The sequence below is a fragment of the Pseudomonas sp. MWU12-3088 genome (assembly GCF_023242405.1).
GTDB classification, from domain to species: Bacteria; Pseudomonadota; Gammaproteobacteria; order Pseudomonadales; family Pseudomonadaceae; genus Aquipseudomonas; species Aquipseudomonas kribbensis.
Map to the genome: position 1 here is coordinate 65,272 of NZ_JALJEA010000014.1, position 20,596 is coordinate 85,867.

Below are 20,596 nucleotides of genomic sequence, written 5' to 3' on the forward strand. Positions count from 1 at the left end.
ACTGACTCGCGTGTACTGCCATGAAATTCCTTGCCCTCATCACGTCGCTGCTCGTTCTGGCCGGTTGTGCCAGCGGCCCGCGCTACGACACCAGCCATCCTTCTGCCAATCACGACAGCCGCGCGCAATTCGTGATCGTGCATTACACCTCCGCCTCCCTTGAGCGTTCGCTGCAACTGCTGACCCACGGTGAAGTCAGCAGCCACTACCTGATCGGCGACGACAAGAAAGGCACGATCTACAAGCTGATGGACGAAAACCTGCGCGCCTGGCATGCCGGCGAGAGCGAATGGCAAGGCCGTACCTGGCTCAACTCAAGCTCCATCGGCATCGAAATCGTCAACCCGGGTTTCAAGGACACGCCGACCGGGCGCGTGTGGTTTCCGTACAGCGAAGCCCAGGTGCAGTCGCTGATCGTCCTGCTCAAGGACATCAGCAAACGCAACGGCATCAGCCCGGACCACATCATCGGCCACAGCGATATCGCACCGCTGCGCAAGCTTGATCCGGGCCCGTTATTCCCGTGGAAGCGCCTGGCTGCAGAAGGCCTTGGCTTGTGGCCAGACGAACAAGCCGTCGCCCGCCAGCAAGTGCGGTTCGAGGTGGAGTTGCCGAGCATCAGCTGGTTCCAGGCGCAACTGGCGCGCCTGGGCTACGCAACGCCGCAGAACGGCGAGCTGGACGTCGCGACCCGCCATGTCCTCGCAGCCTTCCAGATGCACTTCCGCCCTTCCCGCTTCGACGGTACTCCGGATGCGCAAACGGCAGCATTGCTGCTGGTGCTGAATCAGACAAAATAATGACGCCCGCCCGACGGTCAGGGCGAAAACGCAATCAGCAGCTATAACTCATTGGTAATTCTTCGGATATCCATATGGTTGCTACCCGAGAGACGCTGCGTAGCTGGTTTTATCGTCCGTGGTTTCTGGCGATGCTGGCGGCTGTCTTCAGCGCGGGCCTGCTGATCACCGGCGGGCTGTTCGTGGCCATGCATCAGGTCGAACAGAGCGAAAGCCAGGAAATGAACGCCCAGGGCGAGCGCTTCCTGGCTCGCCTGGAGCAGTTGTTCGGCCAGTTGCGCGAGAGTCTGGACGATCTGGAAGCCCAGCCATTGCGCAGCTGCGATGACGAAATGATCGCCACGCTGCAGCAAGTGACCTTCAACTATCGCTTCGTCTATGAAGCCGCCTATATGGATGCCTCGCGCATCTGCTCCAACCGCCCGCGTCAGGAAGGCCTGTCAGTCGTCCGCCCGCCGGACATCAAGGGCCCGACCTACAGCTACTGGCTGAACACCACCACCGAACCCGATGAAAACCGCGCGGCGCTGATGCTCGGCCGCGGCAACTTTCGCGTGGCCACCTCTCGCGGCCACCTGACCGACATGGTCGATCTGTCTCCCGACAGCAGCCTGCTGGTGGTGCTGGATCACGGGACCCGGGCGATTCCGGTACTTGGCGTGCCACAGGCCTGGCCACCCACCGAGCCGTGGCCACCTAAATCCACTGACGCGTTGCAAGTCACCCAGACGCGTCTGATCTATCGCATGCCCACCGACAACCCGGAATACCAGTTGGTGCTGATCAGTCCGCGCACGGGCATGCACATTCCGGAGCTGTGGTGGTGGATGGTGCCGTTCTGTCTGGTCCTCGGGGCGCTGGTGGGCGTTCTGGTGTTCTGGATCGTCCGCCAGCGTCAGTCTCTGGATGCCGAGCTTCACGGTGCAATCCGCCGTGGCGAGTTGCAGGTGCTGTATCAACCGATCTTCGATCTCGACAGCCGCAACTGCGTCGGCGCCGAAGCCCTGCTGCGCTGGCGCCGGCCGGACGGCACGCTGACCAGCCCCGACCTGTTTATCCCGATGGCGGAAAATACCGGGCAGATCCGCCAGATGACCGATTTCGTCCTCCAGCGCCTGCTCGAACAACTGGGTCAATTGCTGCGGGCCAATCCGCAGCTGTACATCTCGGTGAACCTGGCGGCCTGTGACGTGATGGTGCCGCGCATCGGCCAGGTCATGGCGCGGCTGCTGAGCCTGCATCGGGTGGCAGCGCGGCAGATTGCGTTCGAAGTGACCGAGCGCGGCTTGATCGATGTGGTGGTGGCCCGGGAAAACCTGCAAGCGCTGCGCGATGTCGGTCATCAAGTGCTGATCGACGATTTCGGCACTGGCTATTGCAGCCTCGCCTACTTGCAGACCCTGCCGGTGGACTGCCTGAAAATCGACAAGGCCTTCATCGACGCCCTCGGCCACGACGCGGCCAGCAGCGGCGTCGCGCCGCACATCATTCACATGGCCCAGGCACTGGATCTGAAAGTGATCGCTGAAGGTATCGAGCATGAATCCCAGGCGGCGCTGCTCAGCAGCGAAGGCGTGAAGTTCGGTCAGGGCTGGCTGTTCGCCCATGCCTTGAGCGCCGTGCAATTCATTGAGCTGATCACCCGAGGACGGCGGCTCGCCGGCCGCCGGATGGACGACGAAGCCTAGACCGCCAGCGCCATGTAGAACTGCGTGCCCTGCCCCGGCCGCGAATAGACGCCCATCCGCCCGCCATGCAACTGGACGATTTCCTTGCACAGCGCCAGCCCGAGCCCGGCCCCGCCCTTCTTGCGTCCGACCTGGACGAACGGTTCGAAGATCCGTCCTTGCTGGCCGTAAGCGATACCTTCGCCATTGTCCTCGACGCTGATGATCACCCGCTCGCCATGCCGGCGCGCCTGCAACCGGATCAGGCCGTCGCGGGCCGTATGGCGCAAGGCATTGTCGATCAGGTTGTCCAGCACACGATCCAGCTGGGCCTGATCGGCCTGCAAGCGCGGTAACGGGCTCTGCACCTCGACATTCAATGCCACGCCCTTCTGCGCCGCCGTGTCGGCAAAACGCGATTGCGCCTGAACCAGCAAATCCTCGATGGAGCACGGCGCCAGCGTGAGTTTCTGCAACCCGCTCTGATAGCGTGAGAAGTTCAGAAGGTCGTTGATCAACTGCATCAGGCGCTGCATTTCTTCATTGACCGTGTCGAGCAGATCCGACTCGCGGGATTCCGCCGGAAACTTCGCCCGTTCGCGAAACAGCCCGAACGCCATGTGCATGCCGGTCACTGGCGTGCGCAGTTCGTGGGAGGCACGCAATACGAATTCGCTGCGAACCCGCTCGAAGGCCCGCTGTTCGGTGACATCGTGCAGCACCATCACCGCGCCGAGAATATGCCCCTGGGTATGGCTGACCGGGGTCAGGCTGTAGGTCAGCAGCCGCGACTCGCCGTCGACCTCGATGCTCAAATCTTCCGGCGCGCGCTCAAGGGTGCCGCCGCGCAGCACCAGTTGCAGCTGCGCATCCAGTTCCGGACGCTGGAGCGCGGTGCCCAGGCCTTCGCCAAAGCGGTCACTGTCCCAACCCAATTGCCGCTGGGCCACCGGGTTCAAGTGTTCCAGATGCCCCTGGCGGTCGATCATCAGCAAACCGTCATCGATGCTGTCGAGCACCGCTTGCAAGCGTTGCTGGCCGGCCAGCAGCTCATCGACATTGGTCGCCTGATGCTCGCGCAGCGCTTCGGCCATCAGTCCGAAGCGCCGGGTCAGCAGGTTGATTTCCATGGCCGAAGACACCGGCAAGGTCACTTCGAAATTGCCTTGGCCGATGTTGTCCGCCGCTTTCGCCAGCGCCTCGATCGGCGAACCGAACCGGCGGGCGATCCCCTGGGCGGTAATGAAGCCGATGATCAACACCGCCAGCCCCACCAGCCCGAGCAGGCCGGCAATCAGCAAGGCCCGGTCGCGGGCGGCATGTTGTACGGAGTTGATGTTATCCAGTGCGTGCTTGTGCTCGGCGATCAAACCGTTGCGCAGGGTGTTGAAGCGCTCGCGCAGATCACCACTGCCGCTCAGGGCTGCAGCCGGGTCGCGGGACACATCGAATGCTTGCAGGAAATTCAGATAATCCGCTTTGGCCTGACTGAACCCGTACTGGCGTCCGTCGTCCTTCTGTTCCTGGGCGATGCCTTCGTCGAGCAGTTCGAAGTAATGCTGTTTCGATGCTTCGAAGGCCACCGGATCGGGCTTCTCGGCAAGCATCATGATCAGTTGATCGCCCAGGGTCTGGCGCAGCTTTAGGCCCAGATCGAGGGTGACGAAGTTGTTGCGGATCAACGCCTCCTGAGTACCGGCCATTTGCATCACACTGACCAGCCCGAGCATCAGCCCGAGCAAGGCCACGGTGATCAGTGCGGAAATGCTCAGGAACAAGCGGGTCCGCAACTTCATCGCCAGTTTCATCGGCGGGCGCTCACAGGTTGTACTGCTTGCGCTTGCGATACAGGGTCGAGGCGTCGATCCCGAGAGTCTTGGCCGCCTGGTCGAGGGTCCCGGCAGTCGCCAGCACCGCGCCGATATGAGCCTTCTCGAGCTCGTCGAGGCTCAAGGCCGCACCGACGCGCGGCGCATTGTTGGCGGGTTGCTCGGCCATGCCGAGGTGGCTGATTTCCACACGCTCCTGCGGGCAAATGATGCTTGCACGCTCGACCACGTTGCGCAGCTCGCGGATGTTGCCGGGCCAACGGTACCCCAGCAGTGCTTCCCGGGCTTCGTCACTGAAGCCCCGGGCCGGACGCGCGTATTCCTTCACGAAACGAGCGAGGAAGCGGTCAGCCAGGGTCAGGATGTCTTCGGCTCGCTCACGCAACGGAGGCAAATGCAGGGTGATGACGTTCAGGCGATAAAGCAGGTCTTCGCGGAAACGACCGTCACGCACCATGTCTTCAAGGTTGAGGTTGGTGGCCGCGAGAATGCGCACATCGGCGCGGCGGGTGACTGGGTCCCCTACCCGCTCGTATTCCTTGTCCTGAATGAATCGCAGCAACTTGGGTTGCAACGTCAGTGGAAAATCGCCGATCTCGTCGAGAAACAGCGTGCCGCCATCGGCCTGATTGACCCGGCCCAAGGTGCTTTCGCTGGCCCCGGTGAACGCACCGCGACTGTGACCGAACAGCTCGCTTTCCATCAGCTCGGCGGTCAGCGATGGGCAATTGATGGTGACGCAGGATTTCTTCTCGCGCTTGCTCCAGCCGTGAATCGCCCGGGCCAGCTCACCTTTACCGGTGCCGGACTCGCCGAGGATCAGGATATTGGCGTCGGTGCTCGCCACTTGCCGCGCGGTTTCCAGTACGACCTTCATCGCCGGGCTGTGGGAATCGAGACCGTCCTTGGGTTTGCGGATCTCGCCTTCGAGGGCTTCCAGACGCGCAGACAACTGGCGGACTTCAAGCTGCTTGGCGGTCGCCAGGCGCAACTGGTCAGGGCTGCACGGTTTGACCAGATAGTCGGCGGCGCCCGCCTGAATCGCGTCCACCGCCGTATCGACAGCCGAATGCGCGGTGACGATCACCACCCGCATCCATGGCGCCTGGATGCGCATCTGCGCCAGCACGTCGAGACCATTGTCTTCGCCGAGGCGCAGATCGAGGAAGCACAGATCGAACACCTGACGTTGCAACAGCGCGTCAGCCTGGGCCGCGCTGTTGGCGGTGGCAACGGTATAGCCTTCGTCTTCGAGGCAATAACGGAAGGTTCGCAGGATGGCGGATTCATCGTCCACCAGCAGAATGCGGCCTTGATGCTCAGTGGCTGATTCCATTTTTCCTACGCTCCATAAGTGAATGTCTTGGGTTAGTCCCGGAAAAATCGGGCAAGTTGCATGGTTGATTCTGATCGATTCCAGTCATAGCAGGGTAGCTCTCTCCTGCCCTCACGGCTAATTCACTGATTTTGTTGATTTTTTAAACAAACGGCGTTTTTCAGTCATTTGCCTGCTTCCTTTTCTGACATCCGCACCCTGCTCTCAATTCAAAAAGAATGATTTCTCCTACGAAGCATTCGTGCATTTCGCACGACCGTGGATGGGCCATCGTGCAGGATGCGTCGTCCTGATTTCTCATTACGTTTATAACTATTTGATTTTATTGGTTTTTTTAAAACAAAAAAGCTGGCATGCAGGCTGCAATACCCCTCTCAGCCCGGGCAGATATGAACTGCCCTAACCGAATAAGAGTGAGGAACCCAGGATGACTCGCCAACGTGCCGCCCAAATGCGTATCTCGCCACTGCACCTGCAGCAGGCCCTGTTTGGCGCACTTGCGCTGCTGATTACCCTGATCGCCTGCCAGCAATACCTGCGCTGGGAACAGAGTCAGCAACCCGAGCCCCTGATTTCGATGCAGCACGCAACGCAGACGCACTTCAGCGCCGTCAGCAGCAGCCAGGCCGACAACGATGCAATGCGCATGATGGATGTCGACCAGCCGCAGCCGCTGGGCGACATGCCACGCGAAGAACGCTGGGTTTTCTGATCCACGAATCTGGGCGCCGCTGCGCCGAGACCGGCAACACCCCTAAATAGAAACAAGGAGAATCACCATGTTGAGCTGGGCAATCACATTCCTGATCATTGCCATCATCGCTGCAGTACTGGGCTTCGGTGGTATCGCGGGCACCGCCACGGGTATCGCCAAGATTCTCTTTGTCGTGTTCCTGGTGATGTTCATCGCCTCGTTCTTCTTTGGCCGTCGCGGCCGAGGTTGACCATGAGTGCTTTAAAGACACTGGCAGCCGCCCTGCTTCTGGGCGGTAGTGCCATGGCGATGGCGGCCAATGATGGCCAGACGCGGGTCAACGAGCTGCTGAGTTCAGACCCGCACTACAGGGAAACCTGGGAAGGCGTGGTGAAGAAGGAAGAACGCCTGCCGGAATGGGTGATGAACCTCTCCGGTACGCCGGACCAACAGATGAATGCCGTCACTGAAGACGGCGACAAGTATCTGGTCGGGCCGCTCTGCGAATCGCAGGACAAATGCCTCAACCATCGCTTGATCGTCGCGTTCAGCTTCGACAAGAAACACGCTTACGCCATGCTGGTCGATGTGCCCGAAGGATTGCCGGCCGACAAGTCGCCTACGCGACATGCCACCTACCGCTTCCTCGGCAAACCCGATCAGGGCATGCAGGATCTGTTGATGGAAACGCTGAAGAAAGATCCGAACTGGTATTGAACATGAAGGCAGCCGACAGCTGCCTTCCATTGCGCCCGCCCGAGGAAGGCCGGCGCATGACCAGGGGGCCGGGACGTTCTGACTGTTGCAGGGTCGGAGTGACCTACGGGTACAGGGAGTGCCTGCGATGAGGGCCGGGTCAGGGTAAAAGCTGCGACGCAAGTTCGCCAACCCGGAGCGGTTCGACGGACTTGCGCTGAGCTTTCAAAGTGACAAAACATTGATCCAGAGCGTTCTGCTCATCTTTTTATCGATCACACTGCGCGCGAAAAGCATTTCGCGGTGTTTCCTCGCGACCGTATATCGAGAAAGAGTCGATAAAGCCAGTCGGCGTTTTAGATTCGAAACGTAGGCTTTTTCGGAAAATTTTCGTCGAAATCACTCGTTCAAAAAATAACCAATCTACGCTGTAATGGCCGGTTCACGGCACTTATGCCTGCCGAAATGTCGTATTCGAACCGGTTGGGACGCCAGTTTCATTTAAAAAAGCTCATGCCGATTCGGCATAGGGTAGGCGTTTACGGCATTAGACGGCGCAACCCCGCATCGGAATAGTTGCGCCTTTTTTCGCCTGCCGGAGAGCCGTAAACACGCGCTTCGGGGCACCTTATACGGAGGCAGATGCACAGACTTTTCCGCCAAGAGCGTTCCAGTTCCTGCATGTGCCTTGAGTCAAACGCAAGTAAGGGTAAAGAATATGAAGAAGGCAAAGCTTAGCCTCGCCTGGCAGATCCTCATCGGTCTGGTATTGGGGATTGCAATCGGTGCGTTGCTCAACCATTTCAGTGCCGAAAAGGCCTGGTGGATCAGCAACGTCCTGCAACCGGCAGGCGATATCTTTATCCGTCTGATCAAGATGATCGTGATCCCGATCGTCATTTCTTCCCTTATCGTCGGCATCGCCGGCGTGGGCGACGCCAAGAAGCTCGGGCGTATCGGCCTGAAGACCATCATCTACTTCGAAATCGTCACCACCATCGCCATCGTCGTCGGCCTGCTGCTGGCCAACCTGTTCCATCCGGGTGCGGGCATCGACATGAGCACCCTGGGCACCGTGGACATCTCCAAGTACCAGGCGACCGCCGCCGAAGTACAGCATGAACACGCGTTCATCGAGACCATCCTCAACCTGATCCCGTCGAACATCTTCGCGGCCATGGCCCGCGGCGAAATGCTGCCGATCATCTTCTTCTCCGTGCTGTTCGGCCTCGGTCTGTCGAGCCTGCAGTCGGACCTGCGCGAGCCGCTGGTGAAGATGTTCCAGGGCGTCTCGGAAAGCATGTTCAAAGTCACCCACATGATCATGAACTACGCCCCGATCGGCGTGTTCGCCCTGATCGCGGTGACCGTGGCCAACTTCGGTTTCGCCTCGCTGCTGCCGCTGGCCAAACTGGTGATCCTGGTTTACGTCGCCATCGCCTTCTTCGCCTTCGTGGTGCTGGGCCTGATCGCCAAGATGTTCGGTTTTTCGGTGATCAAGCTGATGCGCATCTTCAAGGATGAGCTGGTCCTGGCTTACTCCACCGCCTCCTCGGAAACCGTGCTGCCACGCGTGATCGAGAAGATGGAAGCCTACGGCGCACCGAAAGCCATCTGCAGCTTCGTGGTACCGACCGGCTACTCGTTCAACCTCGACGGTTCGACCCTGTACCAGTCCATCGCCGCCATCTTCATCGCTCAGCTGTACGGCATCGACCTGTCGATCAGCCAGCAACTGCTGCTGGTCCTGACCCTGATGGTCACCTCCAAAGGCATCGCCGGCGTGCCGGGCGTGTCCTTCGTGGTACTGCTGGCCACTCTGGGCAGCGTCGGTATTCCGCTGGAAGGCCTGGCCTTCATCGCCGGTGTCGACCGTGTGATGGACATGGCGCGTACCGCCCTGAACGTGATCGGCAACGCCCTCGCCGTACTGGTCATCGCCCGTTGGGAAGGCATGTACGACGACGCCAAGGGCCAGCGCTACTGGAACTCGCTGCCGCACTGGCGCAGCAAGGAAAAACTGCCGGCCGGTGACGTTTCGAAAAACTGATCCCCGCCTGCAAGGCACCCTGACAAACCCCGGAGAAATCCGGGGTTTGTCGTTTCTGGCGACCCCGCTATCATTCGCCGCATCTTCCGGGGGATTTGACTGATGCTTAATGGCCTGTGGCTTGGCTTCTTCATCGTGGCAGCCGTGTCGGCGCTGGTGCAGTGGCTGGTCGGCGGTAACGCCGGAATCTTTGCGGCGATGGTGGAAAGCATTTTTGCCATGGCCAAGCTGTCGGTCGAGGTCATGGTGTTACTGTTCGGCACCCTGACCCTGTGGCTGGGCTTCCTGCGCATTGCCGAGAAAGCCGGGATCGTCGAATGGCTGGCCAAGGTGCTCGGGCCGCTGTTCCTGCGACTGATGCCGGAAGTGCCGGCCGGGCATCCGGCGCTGGGCCTGATTACCCTGAACTTCGCCGCCAACGGCCTGGGCCTGGACAACGCCGCCACGCCGATCGGCCTCAAGGCTATGAAGGCGCTGCAGGAACTCAACCCCAGCTCGACCATCGCCAGCAACGCGCAGATCCTGTTCCTGGTGCTCAACGCGTCATCCCTGACCCTGCTGCCGGTGACGATCTTCATGTACCGCGCCCAGCAAGGCGCGCCGGACCCGACGCTGGTGTTCCTGCCGATCCTGCTGGCCACCAGTTGCTCGACCATCGTCGGCTTCCTGTCGGTGGCGTTCATGCAGCGCCTGCGGGTCTGGGACCCGGTGGTGCTGGCTTACCTGATTCCCGGCGCGCTGATCCTTGGCGGCTTCATGGCGTTGCTGGCGACGATGTCGGCCACGGCGCTGGCGGGGCTGTCGTCGATCCTCGGCAACCTGACGCTGTTCGGCCTGATCATGCTGTTCCTGGTGATCGGCGCCTTGCGCAAGGTGAAGGTCTACGAAGCGTTCGTCGAAGGTGCGAAGGAAGGTTTCGACGTTGCCAAGAATCTGCTGCCATATCTGGTGGCGATGCTCTGCGCCATCGGCGTATTGCGCGCATCGGGCGCGCTGGATTTCGGCCTCGACGGCATTCGTCACCTGGTGCAGTGGGCAGGGTGGGACACGCGCTTCGTCGATGCGCTGCCGACTGCGATGGTCAAACCGTTCTCCGGCAGCGCCGCCCGGGCGATGCTCATCGAAACGATGAAGACCTCCGGGGTCGACAGCTTCCCCGCGCTGGTGGCGGCGACGATCCAGGGCAGCACCGAGACCACGTTCTACGTGCTGGCGGTGTACTTCGGCGCGGTGGGCATCCAGCGCGCGCGACATGCAGTGGGATGCGCGCTGCTGGCGGAGCTGGCGGGCGTGCTCGGCGCTATCGGCGTCTGCTACTGGTTCTTCGGTTAAGGCTCAAGGCCGGGCAGGTGGGGCAACTTTCTGCCCTTGCTCCACCGCCCATGCCACGACTTTCGTGGTGAGGCGATCACTGGCCTGACCGAATCCTGCCACCACCGCCGGAACCTGCACATCGCTCAACGGCTGGCGCTCTTCAAAGCGGTGGCTGGCGAGAATCTTCTGGTCATACCCGCGTACCAGCAACGCATCGACCCGCACCACGACGCTGGCCTGATTGCCCTGATATTCCGTCTGGAACGCCTGCAAGCTGCCGCCCAGTTCCAGATCCGCAGCAAAATTGCTGTCATCGGTACTGAGCAACGTCACCCGGCCATCACGCGCAAAGCCATCGAGCAGCCGGTTACGCACCAGCACCGGCGCCGGATCGCTCCAGCGCGAAGCCTTGTAGGTGCTGATCACATCGCCCTGGGGAATCACGGCGATACCCGGCCGATTGAGCGCTTCGCTGGCCTGCAATTTGTTCAGACGCAGCGACCAGTGCTGAGTCGCCGCCGAACTGGCCGAGGCGGGCGCCTGTGCGGCTGGCAAGCGGTAGACATCCAGCGGCTCGGACTTGGGCAGGATCGAGCAGGCGCCGAGCAGCGTGAAGCCGGCGAGGAGGGCGAGGCGAGTCAGCTTCATGGCGTGAACTCCTTGTTCTTTTCACTGCCCAGCAGGTAACCGCTGGGGTTGGCCTCCAGACGTTGGGAAATGGCCCGCAGCGAGGTCAGGGTTTCACGCAGTTCGCGCACTGCCGGCGCGAGGCCGTTGAGGCCCTGCATGCCGCTGTCGAGGGAATTCTGATTCTTGCTGAGTAAGCCGTTGATGGTGGCGCTGCTTTGCTCAAGCGACTTCATCGCTTGTTCGGCACTGCCCAGGGCCTGTTTGCCCTGATCGTTGAGCAGGCCGTTGGCGTTGCGCATCAGCAGCGATGTCTGCTCGAGCATGCTGCCAGCCTGTTTGCCGACGGTTGCCAGTTGTTGCATGGCCTGGCGCAAGTCGCCGCGCTGATCGTTGATCGAGCCGGTGGTCTGTTCCAGGTGTTCGAGGGTTTTGCTCACGCGCTCGATGTTGTCGGCGGAGAACATCTGGTTGGCGTTGTTCAGCAGCGTGCTGACCCCGCTCATCAGGTCGTTACTGTCATTGAGCAGCCGCGAGATAGGCGAGGGCGAGGCGACGATGGTCGGCAGCTCGCCGTCCTTGCCACGCAGTTTCGGACTTTCCGGCGTACCGCCGCTGAGCTGGATGATCGAGGTGCCGGTGATCCCGGCCAGGGCCAGTTTGGCCAGGGTGTCTTCCTTGACCGGCGTGTCGCCGCCAAGGCGAATCCGCGCCAGCACTCGGCGCGGGTCCTTCGGGTCGAGCCGCAGGCTGACCACGTCGCCAACCTTGATCCCGCTGTATTGCACCGGGCTGCCCCGGGACAGGCCGCTGACCGCCTCGTTGAAGACGATTTCGTAATCCTTGAACTCGGTGTCGACGCTGGACTTGGCCAGCCACAGACCGAAGAGCAGGGCGCCGGCCACCACAATCACCGTGAACAGGCCGATCAACACATGATGGGCTCGGGTTTCCATGTCAGACCTCGTTGAGCAGTTTGGCGGCGTCCAGCGCCGAGCGGCCGCGAGGGCCGTGGAAATATTCGTGAATCCACGCGTCGTCGGTTTCCGAGACCTCGTCGATGGGCCCGGCCACCAGCACTTTTTTCTGCGCCAGCACCGCCACCCGGTCGGTGATGGTGTAGAGCGTGTCGAGGTCGTGAGTCACCAGAAACACGCTCAGCCCCAGCGCATCGCGCAGGGTCAGAATCAACTGGTCGAACTGCGCAGCGCCGATAGGATCGAGGCCGGCAGTGGGTTCGTCGAGAAACAGGATGTCCGGGTCCAGTGCCAGCGCCCGGGCCAGCGCCGCGCGCTTGATCATGCCGCCGGACAAGGACGCCGGGTATTTGTCCGCCGCCGACAGCGGCAGCCCGGCCAGCGCCAGCTTCACCGCCGCCAGGTGCTCGGCGTCGTCACGGCTCAGGCCGGCGTGCTCGATGAGGGGCAGGGCGACGTTCTCGGTGACGGTCAGCGAGGAGAACAGCGCGCCTTTCTGGAACAGCACGCCAAAACGCCGTTCGACCAACGACCGCTCGTGCTCGGACAGGCTCGGCAGGTTCTGGCCGAACACTTTCACGTTGCCTTCGCTGGGCCGGCGCAGGCCGACGATGCTGCGCAACAGCACCGACTTACCGCTGCCGGAGCCGCCGACCACCGCGAGAATTTCGCCTTTGTACAAGTCCAGGTCGAGGTTCTCGTGCACGCTCTGGCTGCCGAAACGATTGCACAGGCCACGGACTTCGATCACCGCCTCGGACGGCATGCGGGGTAGACGACTCACCAGCCCATCTCCATGAAGAACAACGCGGCAACCGCATCGAGCACGATCACCACGAAGATCGATTGCACCACGCTCGAGGTGGTGTGGGCGCCGACCGATTCGGCGCTGCCACTGACCTTGAAGCCTTCCAGACAGCCGATGGCAGCAATCAGGAACGCGAAGATCGGGGCTTTGACCAGGCCAACCAGGAAATGTTGAATCCCTATGTCGCTTTGCAGCAGCGACAGGAACATCGCCGGCGAAATATCCAGCGACACGGCGCAGACCACGGCACCACCGATGATCCCGCAGATCATCGCGAGGAAGGTCAGCATCGGCAGCGCCACCAGCAACGCCAGCACGCGGGGCACCACCAACAATTCCATGGGGTCAAGGCCGAGGGTGCGGATCGCGTCGATTTCCTCGTTGGCCTTCATCGAGCCGATCTGTGCGGTAAAGGCACTGGCGGTACGGCCGGCCATCAGGATCGCCGTGAGCAACACGCCGAACTCGCGCAGGAAGGCGAAGCCCACCAGATCCACGGTGAACACGCTGGCGCCGAAACTGGCCAGCACCGTCGCCCCGAGAAACGCCACCACGGCGCCCACCAGAAAGGTCAGCAACGCCACGATGGGCGCGGCGTCGAGGCCGGTCTGTTCGATGTGCGCGATCATCGGCGTGATCCGCCAGCGCTTGGGCCGGAACAGGCTGCGGGCGATGGTTTCGAGGATCAGGCCGACGAAGCCGAGCAATTGCAGGGTGTCCTGCCAGACCGTGTCCACGGCCCGGCCGATGCGGGTCAGCAGTTGCACGCTGACGCTGATTTCCGGTTCCTTGATCGGCACGCAGAAGTCGGTCAGCGAGCGATACACGGTTTGCAGCAACGCGCGGTCGGCCGTGGAAATCGTGCAATCGGGATGTTCGGCGGATTTGCCCAGTCGCTCGGAGCCGAGCAGTTCCACCAGCAGCGAGGCGCCGGCGGTATCGAGGGCGCCGAGGCCATTGAGATCGATGGTGGTGCTGGCGTCGTACTGACCGCGGAGCGTTTCGCTCAGGTGCTTGAGTTCGGCGTAATGGGCGAGCGTCCAGTCCCCGGTGACCCGCAGACGGGCAGGGCTGATCGTGGTGTCCAGTCGGGCATTACCGGTCATCGAGCTGCTGGTCATAAGCTCCGTGCTTGTTCGGCTGAATTCGCGAACCTACGTAATAGCACGAACCGGATTACTTTTCTTTGGTCGGTGTGCTGTCCGTGACTTCGAAGCGCAGCACGCCGATCACCTGGTCGTCTTCGGTCAGCACCCGCACCTGCCAGTCACCGACCGGGTTGCCGGGGAAAACCTGCTTGTGGGTCCACGCCCGGTAGCCTTCCTTGCGCCCGCCGTGGATGTCGAGGGCAATGCGGTCGACCTCTTTGCCGTTGAACTGCCACACGTGATAGATCCGCTCATCGAGCCCGCGCGGTGCGTTGATCGCGGTGTAGGCGTAGAGCCCGCCGTTGCGGATCTGCTCGGCGCTGACTTGCTCGAGGCTGGCGCCGGGGGTGCGATCCTGCAACTGGGTGCTGATCGCAACGTCAGTCATCCACAGCGTCGCCGGCGGCACCCACGAACGCAGGACCCAACCGACGCCGCCGATTCCGATGGTGATGCTGAGGATCGCCAGCGCGTTGCGCACGGTGCGGATCGGGAAGATCGACGCCAGGCTCGGGAACGACAGCACCACGGCAGTCCCCAGCGCCCATTTGAAACTCTGCGACGTGGTCAGGTGCATGATCACCGGCAACGCGGTGAGCAGGGCGGCGAACAATGTCAGGGTATGCAATGCAAGGAACGCCCAGCGCCGGGGCGCCAGCCATTTGTAGTAGAGCGGGTCAACGATCGAGATCAGCGCGGCGATGCACAGCAACCCGGTGAACACCAGTTGGCCGCTGTTCCAGGTGGTGGTGATAAAGAAAAACGGCAGGACAAAAAACAGACTTTCCTGATGGATCATCTGCGTCGCATAACGCAGCAGCGGCTGGGGGATTTCCCGTTTGAAAACCCGCGTGAACAGCTCGGTCAGGCTGTTTTCCAGCATCAGCCAGATCCAGCTCAGCAGCATGATCGTGGTGATCCAGCTCGCCAGCCCCTGTTGCCGGTCGACCAGGATGAAACTGCCGACTCCGGAAATGAAACCGCCGAGCGCAATGACCCCGGGGTAGCGCTTCATCAGTTCGAGGATGCGCTGGATCAGAAGGGTCAATTTGGGCATTTGGGCGGTTCACGACAGTCGAAGAAAAAAACCTCGACAGAGTACCGCCCGCCGGGGGCTGTGGCGAGGCTGTCGATCAGTCTGAGGGCACGGATTTACGCCGGCGCAGATGCCAGCCGAGCAGGACAAGCCCCAGAACACCAACCGCGCCGCCAATCAGCCACAGCACCTGATCGTCACTGAACAACGGCTTCTCGATCCGCAGATAGCCCGGCTGCAACAGCAATTCGCGCATGGCCTTGTTCGCCGCCTCCAGCGTCACCCCTTGCAGTTCCCGGGCGGGATCGGCGAAGCGGCCATCCTCAAAGTCGCCCAGCGCGCTCCAGTAATAGTCGGCCATGCCGCTGTTGCCCTGCACGGCCCAGGCCTGGTGGGCGATGGCTGCCTGTTTGATGCGATTGAAGGTATCGGCATCGAGGCCGTTTTTCAGCAGGCTCGCCTTGAGATCTTCCAGCACCTGCTCGGCTTCGGCGATGTCGCCACGATCCAGATCGGCGTTGAGGCTCATGAAGCCAACGCCGCCGAACACCTCGCGCTCGGCCCAGGGCCCGTAGGACAGGCCATGGTTCAAGCGCAGCTCGCGGTACAGCGCCCACTCCAGATACTCCTTGAGCAGGTCGAAAGTCTCGTCGTACTGATCGTCGAGCATCGGCTCCGGCACCAGCCAGTGCAGCTTGGCGCTGTTACCGATGAAACCGCGAGTGATCGTGCGTTCGTGAGCAGCGCTGGTGCGGATGTCCGGCAGCGATCGGTGCTCGCTCGGATCGACCGCCTCGAGCGCGCCCCACGCCCGTTCCAGATAAGCCGGCAGCAGCTTGTCGAGGTCACCGACGACGATCAGGGTCATGTTGTTCGGTGCGTACCAGGCCTTGCGCACCTTCTCCAGCTGCTCCCGGGTCAGGCCCTCGACTTCGGCCCGTTGCGGGCATTTCAGACCCAGCTCGACCGCCAGTTGATTGCTCGCACTGTGGCCAAGGTCCTGACGGTCGAGAAAACGCCGCAGACGGGTGTAATGGCCGCCATCCTCGCGCTCGACCACCCGTTTGGCGGCGTTGATCGCGTTGTCGTCGAAACGGGTCTGGGTCAGCAGATCCAGCAGCAGATCGAGCACCTTGCGCTGGTTTTTCGCCGGGGCTTCGATGACGAAAGTGGTGTCGGCGTTGCTGGTGAAGGCATTCCAGTCGCCGCCCAAAGCCTGCATACGTTCTTCGAGGCCGCCTTCGCCGGTGGCGTCGATGCCGCTGAACAGCAGGTGTTCGAGCAGGTGCGGCAGCTCCTTTTCATTGCAGTCGAAGTCGTCGAGGCCGACGCCCACCACCAGCCGGATCGCCACATGCCCGCGTTCGGTGCCGGACTTGAGCAGCAGTTGCAGGCCGTTGGGCAGGGCATAGCCTTCGACCTGGAAACGATCCAGGGCGAAGGCGGGCAAGGAACCGATCAACAGACAGGCGAACAACAGGCAACGCATAACGAGCTTCCATACAGCTGAATTGGAGATCCGTGTCGTCAGTCCGGCCGCGAGGCCGAACCTTGAGTTACTGACTGACCGCAACCCCAGACGTTCAAGGCGAATGCGTGATGTCAGCCATTTCATCCGCTGCCAATGCTCCGGTGTCGGAGGTTTCAAGCACCACGTACGCGCTGCTGCAGAACAGCGAATTCAAACGTTTCATGTCGGCAATCAACTCCAGGTGCAACGAGCTGGTCTCGATACTTTGCACGATCTTGCGTTGCAAACGGCTGACATGAGCGTGGGCCAGACGGCGTTCCTGGGCGCGGAAGCGACGTTTCTCGCGCAACAACTGGCGGGCGCTTTCCTTGTCGCCACTGAGAAACACCGACAGCCCGAGCCGCAGGTTGGCGATCAATTGCTGGTGCAGCCCGGCCAGCTCTTCCAGCCCGTCTTCGGAAAACGAGCGGCGTTGCGAGGTCTTCTGCTGCTGGATTTTGCGCAGCATGCGTTCGATCAGGTCGCTGGCGAGCTTGAGGTTGATCGCCAGCTCTATGATCTCTGCCCAGCGCCGGCTGTCCTGCTCGCCGAGATCCTCCCGGGGCATCTGCGCCAGATACAGCTTGATCGCGCTGTACAGCGCCTCGACATCATCGGTCAGTTTGCGCATTTCCTGGGTAACGGCAGTCTGTTTGCCGCGCAGCACGTCGAGGGCGGCATCGAGCATGTTGTCGATCAGGTCGCCCATACGCAGGGTTTCCCGGGCGGCGTTGGCCAGCGCCAGGCTTGGCGTGACCAGTGCCGTCGCGTCGAGATGACGGGGTTTGGCGGTGCCGTTGACCTCGGGGCGCTCCGGCAACAGCCAGGCGCACAGCCGTGCCATCGGCGCGACCGTCGGCAGCAGGATCAGGCAGCGCGCGGTGTTGTAGAGCAGGTGGAAGCCGATGACCATTTCCTGCGGGCTGTAATCGAGGTTGTCGATCCAGTGCGCCAGCGGATCGAGCACCGGAATGATCAGCAACAGCCCGATCAACTTGTACAACAGGCTGCCCAGCGCCACTTGCCGGCCGGCGGCGTTCTGCATGCTGGTGCTCATGAACGCCAGCACGCCGCTGCCGATATTGGCGCCGATCACCAGACCGATCGCCACCGGCAGGCTGATCACATTGGCGCCGGCCAGGGTCGCGGTCAGCAGCACGGCGGCCAGGCTGGAGTAGGAAATCATCGCGAACAACGCGCCGACCAGGGCGTCGAGCAGGATGTCGCCGGTCAGCGAGGCGAAGATCACCTTTACGCCTTTTGCGTGGGTAATCGGCCCGGCGGCCTCGACGATCAGTTGCAGCGCCAGAATGATCAGCCCCAGCCCGATGGCCACACGGCCCATCTGCCCGAGCCGCGTCTGTTTGCGCGAGAGAAAGAAAATCACCCCGAGGAAAATCAGCAGCGGCGACAGCCACGACAGATCGAACGTCAGCACCCGCGCCATCAACGCCGTACCGACGTCGGCGCCGAGCATGGTGGTCAGGGCCGGGGTCAGCGCCATCAGGCCCTGGCCGACGAAGGAGGTGACGAGCATGGCGGTGGCGTTGCTGCTCTGCACCATGGCGGTCACGAGGATGCCGGCGATGAACGCGAGCCAGCGCCTGGACATGTTCTGGCCGATCACATGCCGCAGATTGGTGCCGTACACCCGCAGGATGCCGGTTCGAACAATATGCGTGCCCCAGATCAGCAAGGCCACGGCGGAAAGCAGATTGAGCAGGGTGAGCATGCAGACCCCCTGTAGTTGCAGCGCCCCAAAGGGGCAAGTTGACGATACCGCGCGGTTTCTACGTGTTGTTCTTAAGCTGTAGTTGGCTAACGGTCCGGGCGCCAGCATTGCACAGCTAAAGCGGGGATTGAAACAAAAGCGTCATGAAAACAGGTTCATGCAGCCATGAAAAAAGGGCCCGAAGGCCCTTTGATCATCAGCGCAGCGTTCCGGTTACTGACCCGGAACATCCTTGCGCAGTTTCACCGGATCCTGCTGTTTCTTCTTTTTCGCCATCGCGGTGCGCAGCTTGATGTTGATGGCCTCGACCGCCAGCGAGAAGCCCATGGCGAAGTAGACGTAGCCTTTCGGTACGTGCACGTCGAACGCTTCGGCGATCAGCACGGTGCCGACCACCAGCAGGAACGACAGTGCGAGCATTTTCAGCGACGGGTGCTTGTCGATGAATTCGCTGATCTTGCCCGAGGCCGCCATCATCACCAGTACCGCGACGATGATCGCCGCCACCATCACCGGCACATGGGACACCATGCCGACGGCAGTGATGACCGAGTCCAGCGAGAACACGATGTCGATGATCGCGATCTGGATGATGGTGTAGAGGAAGTTGCCGCCCTTGCCGCCGGGCGTCTCGTCGCTTTCGTCTTCACCTTCCAGCGCGTGGTACATCTCCTGGGAGCTTTTCCACAGCAGGAACAGGCCACCGAAGAACAGGATCAGGTCACGCCCGGAAATACCCTGGCCGAACACCACGAACAGGTCGGCGGTGAGGCGCATGACCCAGGTGATCGACAGCAGCAACAGGATTCGCGTGATCATGGCCAGGCCAAGACCGAAGATCCGGGTGCGCTGTTGCATGTGTTTGGGCATGCGGCTGACCAGGATCGAAATCATGATGATGTTATCGATGCCCAGGACGATTTCCAGGGCGGTCAGGGTGAAGAAGGCAACCCAGATCTCAGGGTTGGTCAGCCATTCCATGTGTATTCCTTTGAGCGTGTGTTAAACCAGGACGCCAGCAAGCAGCTGGCGTTCTGGTGAGTTGATGCCGTTACAAAGTGCTGAACAGCGGGAAAGTCCCCAACAGCAAGGCTGCGGCCAGTATGCACAGGCAGACCAGCACTGCCCACTTCAGGGTGAAACGCTGGTGATCGCCGAACTCGATCCCGGCCAGTGCTACCAGCAGATAGGTCGACGGCACCAGCGGGCTCAGCAGGTGAACCGGCTGGCCGACAATCGAGGCACGGGCCATTTCCACGGCGGTGATGCCGTAATGGCTGGCCGCTTCCGACAGCACCGGCAACACACCGTAGTAGAACGCGTCGTTCGACATGAAGAACGTGAACGGCATGCTCACCAGCGCGGTAATCACCGCCAGGTACGGGCCGAGGAAATCAGGGATCACCGCCAGCAGGCTTTTCGACATGGCATCGACCATGCCGGTGCCCGACAGGATACCGGTGAAGATGCCCGCCGCGAAGATCAGACTGACCACCGACAGCACGCTGCCGGCGTGAGCCGCGACGCGATCCTTCTGCATTTGCAGGCAAGGGTAGTTGACGATCATTGCAATACTGAACGCCACCATGAACAGCACCGGCAGCGGCAGCAGGCCGGCGATCAGGGTGCACATCAGCGCCAGGGTCAGCAGGCCGTTGAACCAGATCAGCTTCGGACGACGGGCATCCGGGAATTGCGAGACGCTGATTTCGCTGTGATCGATCTCATCGCCGATCAAATGCAGTTCACCCAGACGCGCACGCTCACGTTTGCCGTAGAAGTAGGCAATGATCAGGATCGCGATCACACCGGCGCCCATGGCCGGGATCATCGGCACGAAGATGTCCGACGGGTCCACGTGCAGCGCACTGGCGGCACGGGCGGTCGGGCCACCCCACGGGGTCATGTTCATCACGCCGCCGGCGAGGATGATCAGACCGGCCATGATCCGCGGGCTCATGCCGATGCGGCTGTACAGCGGCAGCATGGCGGCCACGCAGATCATGTAAGTGGTCGCGCCGTCACCGTCGAGGGAAACGACGAGCGCCAGTACGGCGGTGCCGACCGAAACTTTCAGCGGGTCGCCCTTGACCAGTTTGAGGATCTTGCGCACGGCCGGGTCGAACAGGCCGGAGTCGATCATCAGGGCGAAATACAGAATGGCGAACATCAGCATCACGCCGGTCGGCGCAAGCTTGGTAATACCTTCGAGCATCATCGGGCCGATCTTCGGGGCGAAGCCACCGAACAGGGCGAACAGGATCGGGATGATGATCAGAGCGATCAGCGCGGACAGGCGCTTGGTCATGATCAGGAACATGAACGTGATGACCATGGCGAAGCCAAGGAAAGTCAGCATGGGAATACTCCAG

At 61.5% G+C, this 20,596-nt stretch carries 18 protein-coding genes; 7 read left to right on the top strand and 11 right to left on the bottom strand.

What is annotated here, in order from left to right:
* Nucleotides 1-20 precede the first annotated feature (20 nt).
* Together M5B98_RS25880 and M5B98_RS25885 are read left to right on the top strand one after the other, a co-directional pair.
* Nucleotides 21-800 (top strand): N-acetylmuramoyl-L-alanine amidase, encoded by a 780-nt coding sequence (locus M5B98_RS25880; protein WP_248744387.1) that lies wholly within the window; start codon nt 21-23, stop codon nt 798-800.
* 74 nt (nt 801-874) lie between these two features.
* Nucleotides 875-2,488, top strand: a complete 1,614-nt coding sequence (locus M5B98_RS25885; RefSeq protein ID WP_248744388.1) for an EAL domain-containing protein — start codon at nt 875-877, stop codon at nt 2,486-2,488.
* Here the strand turns inward: M5B98_RS25885 and M5B98_RS25890 are convergent.
* On the bottom strand, nt 2,485-4,275 hold the full coding sequence (locus M5B98_RS25890; RefSeq protein WP_114880881.1) for a KinB sensor domain-containing domain: 1,791 nt from the start codon (nt 4,273-4,275) through the stop codon (nt 2,485-2,487). The two genes, M5B98_RS25885 and M5B98_RS25890, sit on opposite strands and share 4 nt — an antisense overlap.
* Before the next feature lie 10 nt (nt 4,276-4,285).
* A complete protein-coding gene (gene algB, locus M5B98_RS25895) occupies nt 4,286-5,632 on the bottom strand; it encodes a sigma-54-dependent response regulator transcription factor AlgB (RefSeq protein WP_025112294.1) in 1,347 nt (448 codons plus the stop codon).
* Between the two features lie 427 nt (nt 5,633-6,059).
* Here algB and M5B98_RS25900 point away from each other — a divergent pair, with 427 nt between their 5' ends.
* The 5 genes from M5B98_RS25900 (at nt 6,060) to M5B98_RS25920 (ending at nt 10,404) form a co-directional block, all read left to right on the top strand.
* The gene (locus M5B98_RS25900; protein ID WP_236187664.1) at nt 6,060-6,344 is read left to right on the top strand and encodes a hypothetical protein; all 285 of its coding nucleotides are present in this window, start codon (nt 6,060-6,062) and stop codon (nt 6,342-6,344) included.
* Nucleotides 6,345-6,411: 67 nt separating this feature from the next.
* On the top strand, nt 6,412-6,576 hold the full coding sequence (locus M5B98_RS25905; RefSeq protein ID WP_003177151.1) for a DUF1328 domain-containing protein: 165 nt from the start codon (nt 6,412-6,414) through the stop codon (nt 6,574-6,576).
* A 2-nt stretch (nt 6,577-6,578) separates the two neighbouring features.
* Nucleotides 6,579-7,043 carry an inhibitor of vertebrate lysozyme family protein gene (locus M5B98_RS25910; protein ID WP_085713053.1) on the top strand — a complete coding sequence of 155 codons (465 nt, stop codon included), beginning with the start codon at nt 6,579-6,581 and terminating at the stop codon, nt 7,041-7,043.
* A gap of 697 nt (nt 7,044-7,740) precedes the next feature.
* Entirely contained in the window at nt 7,741-9,072 is a 1,332-nt protein-coding gene (gene gltP / locus M5B98_RS25915; RefSeq protein ID WP_085612511.1) for a glutamate/aspartate:proton symporter GltP, read from the top strand.
* Between the two features lie 102 nt (nt 9,073-9,174).
* A complete protein-coding gene (locus tag M5B98_RS25920) occupies nt 9,175-10,404 on the top strand; it encodes a nucleoside recognition domain-containing protein (protein ID WP_085713054.1) in 1,230 nt (409 codons plus the stop codon).
* A 3-nt stretch (nt 10,405-10,407) separates the two neighbouring features.
* Here the strand turns inward: M5B98_RS25920 and M5B98_RS25925 are convergent, their stop codons facing one another.
* From M5B98_RS25925 to M5B98_RS25965, 9 genes are all read right to left on the bottom strand, one after another.
* Nucleotides 10,408-11,034: an ABC-type transport auxiliary lipoprotein family protein gene (locus tag M5B98_RS25925; protein WP_248744389.1), complete on the bottom strand. Its 627-nt coding sequence runs from the start codon at nt 11,032-11,034 to the stop codon at nt 10,408-10,410.
* The gene (locus M5B98_RS25930) at nt 11,031-11,969 is read right to left on the bottom strand and encodes an MlaD family protein (RefSeq protein WP_248744390.1); all 939 of its coding nucleotides are present in this window, start codon (nt 11,967-11,969) and stop codon (nt 11,031-11,033) included. The genes M5B98_RS25925 and M5B98_RS25930 overlap by 4 nt, the downstream gene beginning before the upstream one ends.
* A 1-nt stretch (nt 11,970) precedes the next feature.
* Nucleotides 11,971-12,756 carry an ABC transporter ATP-binding protein gene (locus M5B98_RS25935; RefSeq protein ID WP_170931578.1) on the bottom strand — a complete coding sequence of 262 codons (786 nt, stop codon included), beginning with the start codon at nt 12,754-12,756 and terminating at the stop codon, nt 11,971-11,973.
* A 14-nt stretch (nt 12,757-12,770) separates the two neighbouring features.
* Nucleotides 12,771-13,919: an ABC transporter permease gene (locus tag M5B98_RS25940; RefSeq protein ID WP_085713058.1), complete on the bottom strand. Its 1,149-nt coding sequence runs from the start codon at nt 13,917-13,919 to the stop codon at nt 12,771-12,773.
* A gap of 55 nt (nt 13,920-13,974) precedes the next feature.
* Entirely contained in the window at nt 13,975-15,003 is a 1,029-nt protein-coding gene (locus tag M5B98_RS25945; RefSeq protein ID WP_119429912.1) for a DUF5924 family protein, read from the bottom strand.
* Between the two features lie 76 nt (nt 15,004-15,079).
* Nucleotides 15,080-16,471 (bottom strand): M16 family metallopeptidase, encoded by a 1,392-nt coding sequence (locus M5B98_RS25950; protein ID WP_248744391.1) that lies wholly within the window; start codon nt 16,469-16,471, stop codon nt 15,080-15,082.
* A gap of 94 nt (nt 16,472-16,565) precedes the next feature.
* Nucleotides 16,566-18,224, bottom strand: a complete 1,659-nt coding sequence (locus tag M5B98_RS25955; RefSeq protein WP_134828627.1) for a Na/Pi cotransporter family protein — start codon at nt 18,222-18,224, stop codon at nt 16,566-16,568.
* 213 nt (nt 18,225-18,437) lie between these two features.
* Nucleotides 18,438-19,205 carry a TerC family protein gene (locus M5B98_RS25960; protein WP_114880872.1) on the bottom strand — a complete coding sequence of 256 codons (768 nt, stop codon included), beginning with the start codon at nt 19,203-19,205 and terminating at the stop codon, nt 18,438-18,440.
* A gap of 70 nt (nt 19,206-19,275) precedes the next feature.
* Nucleotides 19,276-20,583, bottom strand: coding sequence for a CitMHS family transporter (locus M5B98_RS25965; RefSeq protein WP_085713065.1), 1,308 nt, complete (start codon nt 20,581-20,583; stop codon nt 19,276-19,278).
* Nucleotides 20,584-20,596 lie beyond the last annotated feature (13 nt).

Coding starts and splice junctions, on each gene's coding strand:
- M5B98_RS25880 (WP_248744387.1), top strand. CDS start 21: ATGAAATTCCTTGCCCTCATCACGTCGCTGCTCGTTCTGGCCGGTTGT.
- M5B98_RS25885 (WP_248744388.1), top strand. CDS start 875: ATGGTTGCTACCCGAGAGACGCTGCGTAGCTGGTTTTATCGTCCGTGG.
- M5B98_RS25890 (WP_114880881.1), bottom strand. CDS start 4,275: ATGAAACTGGCGATGAAGTTGCGGACCCGCTTGTTCCTGAGCATTTCC.
- algB (WP_025112294.1), bottom strand. CDS start 5,632: ATGGAATCAGCCACTGAGCATCAAGGCCGCATTCTGCTGGTGGACGAT.
- M5B98_RS25900 (WP_236187664.1), top strand. CDS start 6,060: ATGACTCGCCAACGTGCCGCCCAAATGCGTATCTCGCCACTGCACCTG.
- M5B98_RS25905 (WP_003177151.1), top strand. CDS start 6,412: ATGTTGAGCTGGGCAATCACATTCCTGATCATTGCCATCATCGCTGCA.
- M5B98_RS25910 (WP_085713053.1), top strand. CDS start 6,579: ATGAGTGCTTTAAAGACACTGGCAGCCGCCCTGCTTCTGGGCGGTAGT.
- gltP (WP_085612511.1), top strand. CDS start 7,741: ATGAAGAAGGCAAAGCTTAGCCTCGCCTGGCAGATCCTCATCGGTCTG.
- M5B98_RS25920 (WP_085713054.1), top strand. CDS start 9,175: ATGCTTAATGGCCTGTGGCTTGGCTTCTTCATCGTGGCAGCCGTGTCG.
- M5B98_RS25925 (WP_248744389.1), bottom strand. CDS start 11,034: ATGAAGCTGACTCGCCTCGCCCTCCTCGCCGGCTTCACGCTGCTCGGC.
- M5B98_RS25930 (WP_248744390.1), bottom strand. CDS start 11,969: ATGGAAACCCGAGCCCATCATGTGTTGATCGGCCTGTTCACGGTGATT.
- M5B98_RS25935 (WP_170931578.1), bottom strand. CDS start 12,756: ATGCCGTCCGAGGCGGTGATCGAAGTCCGTGGCCTGTGCAATCGTTTC.
- M5B98_RS25940 (WP_085713058.1), bottom strand. CDS start 13,919: ATGACCAGCAGCTCGATGACCGGTAATGCCCGACTGGACACCACGATC.
- M5B98_RS25945 (WP_119429912.1), bottom strand. CDS start 15,003: ATGCCCAAATTGACCCTTCTGATCCAGCGCATCCTCGAACTGATGAAG.
- M5B98_RS25950 (WP_248744391.1), bottom strand. CDS start 16,471: ATGCGTTGCCTGTTGTTCGCCTGTCTGTTGATCGGTTCCTTGCCCGCC.
- M5B98_RS25955 (WP_134828627.1), bottom strand. CDS start 18,224: ATGCTCACCCTGCTCAATCTGCTTTCCGCCGTGGCCTTGCTGATCTGG.
- M5B98_RS25960 (WP_114880872.1), bottom strand. CDS start 19,205: ATGGAATGGCTGACCAACCCTGAGATCTGGGTTGCCTTCTTCACCCTG.
- M5B98_RS25965 (WP_085713065.1), bottom strand. CDS start 20,583: ATGCTGACTTTCCTTGGCTTCGCCATGGTCATCACGTTCATGTTCCTG.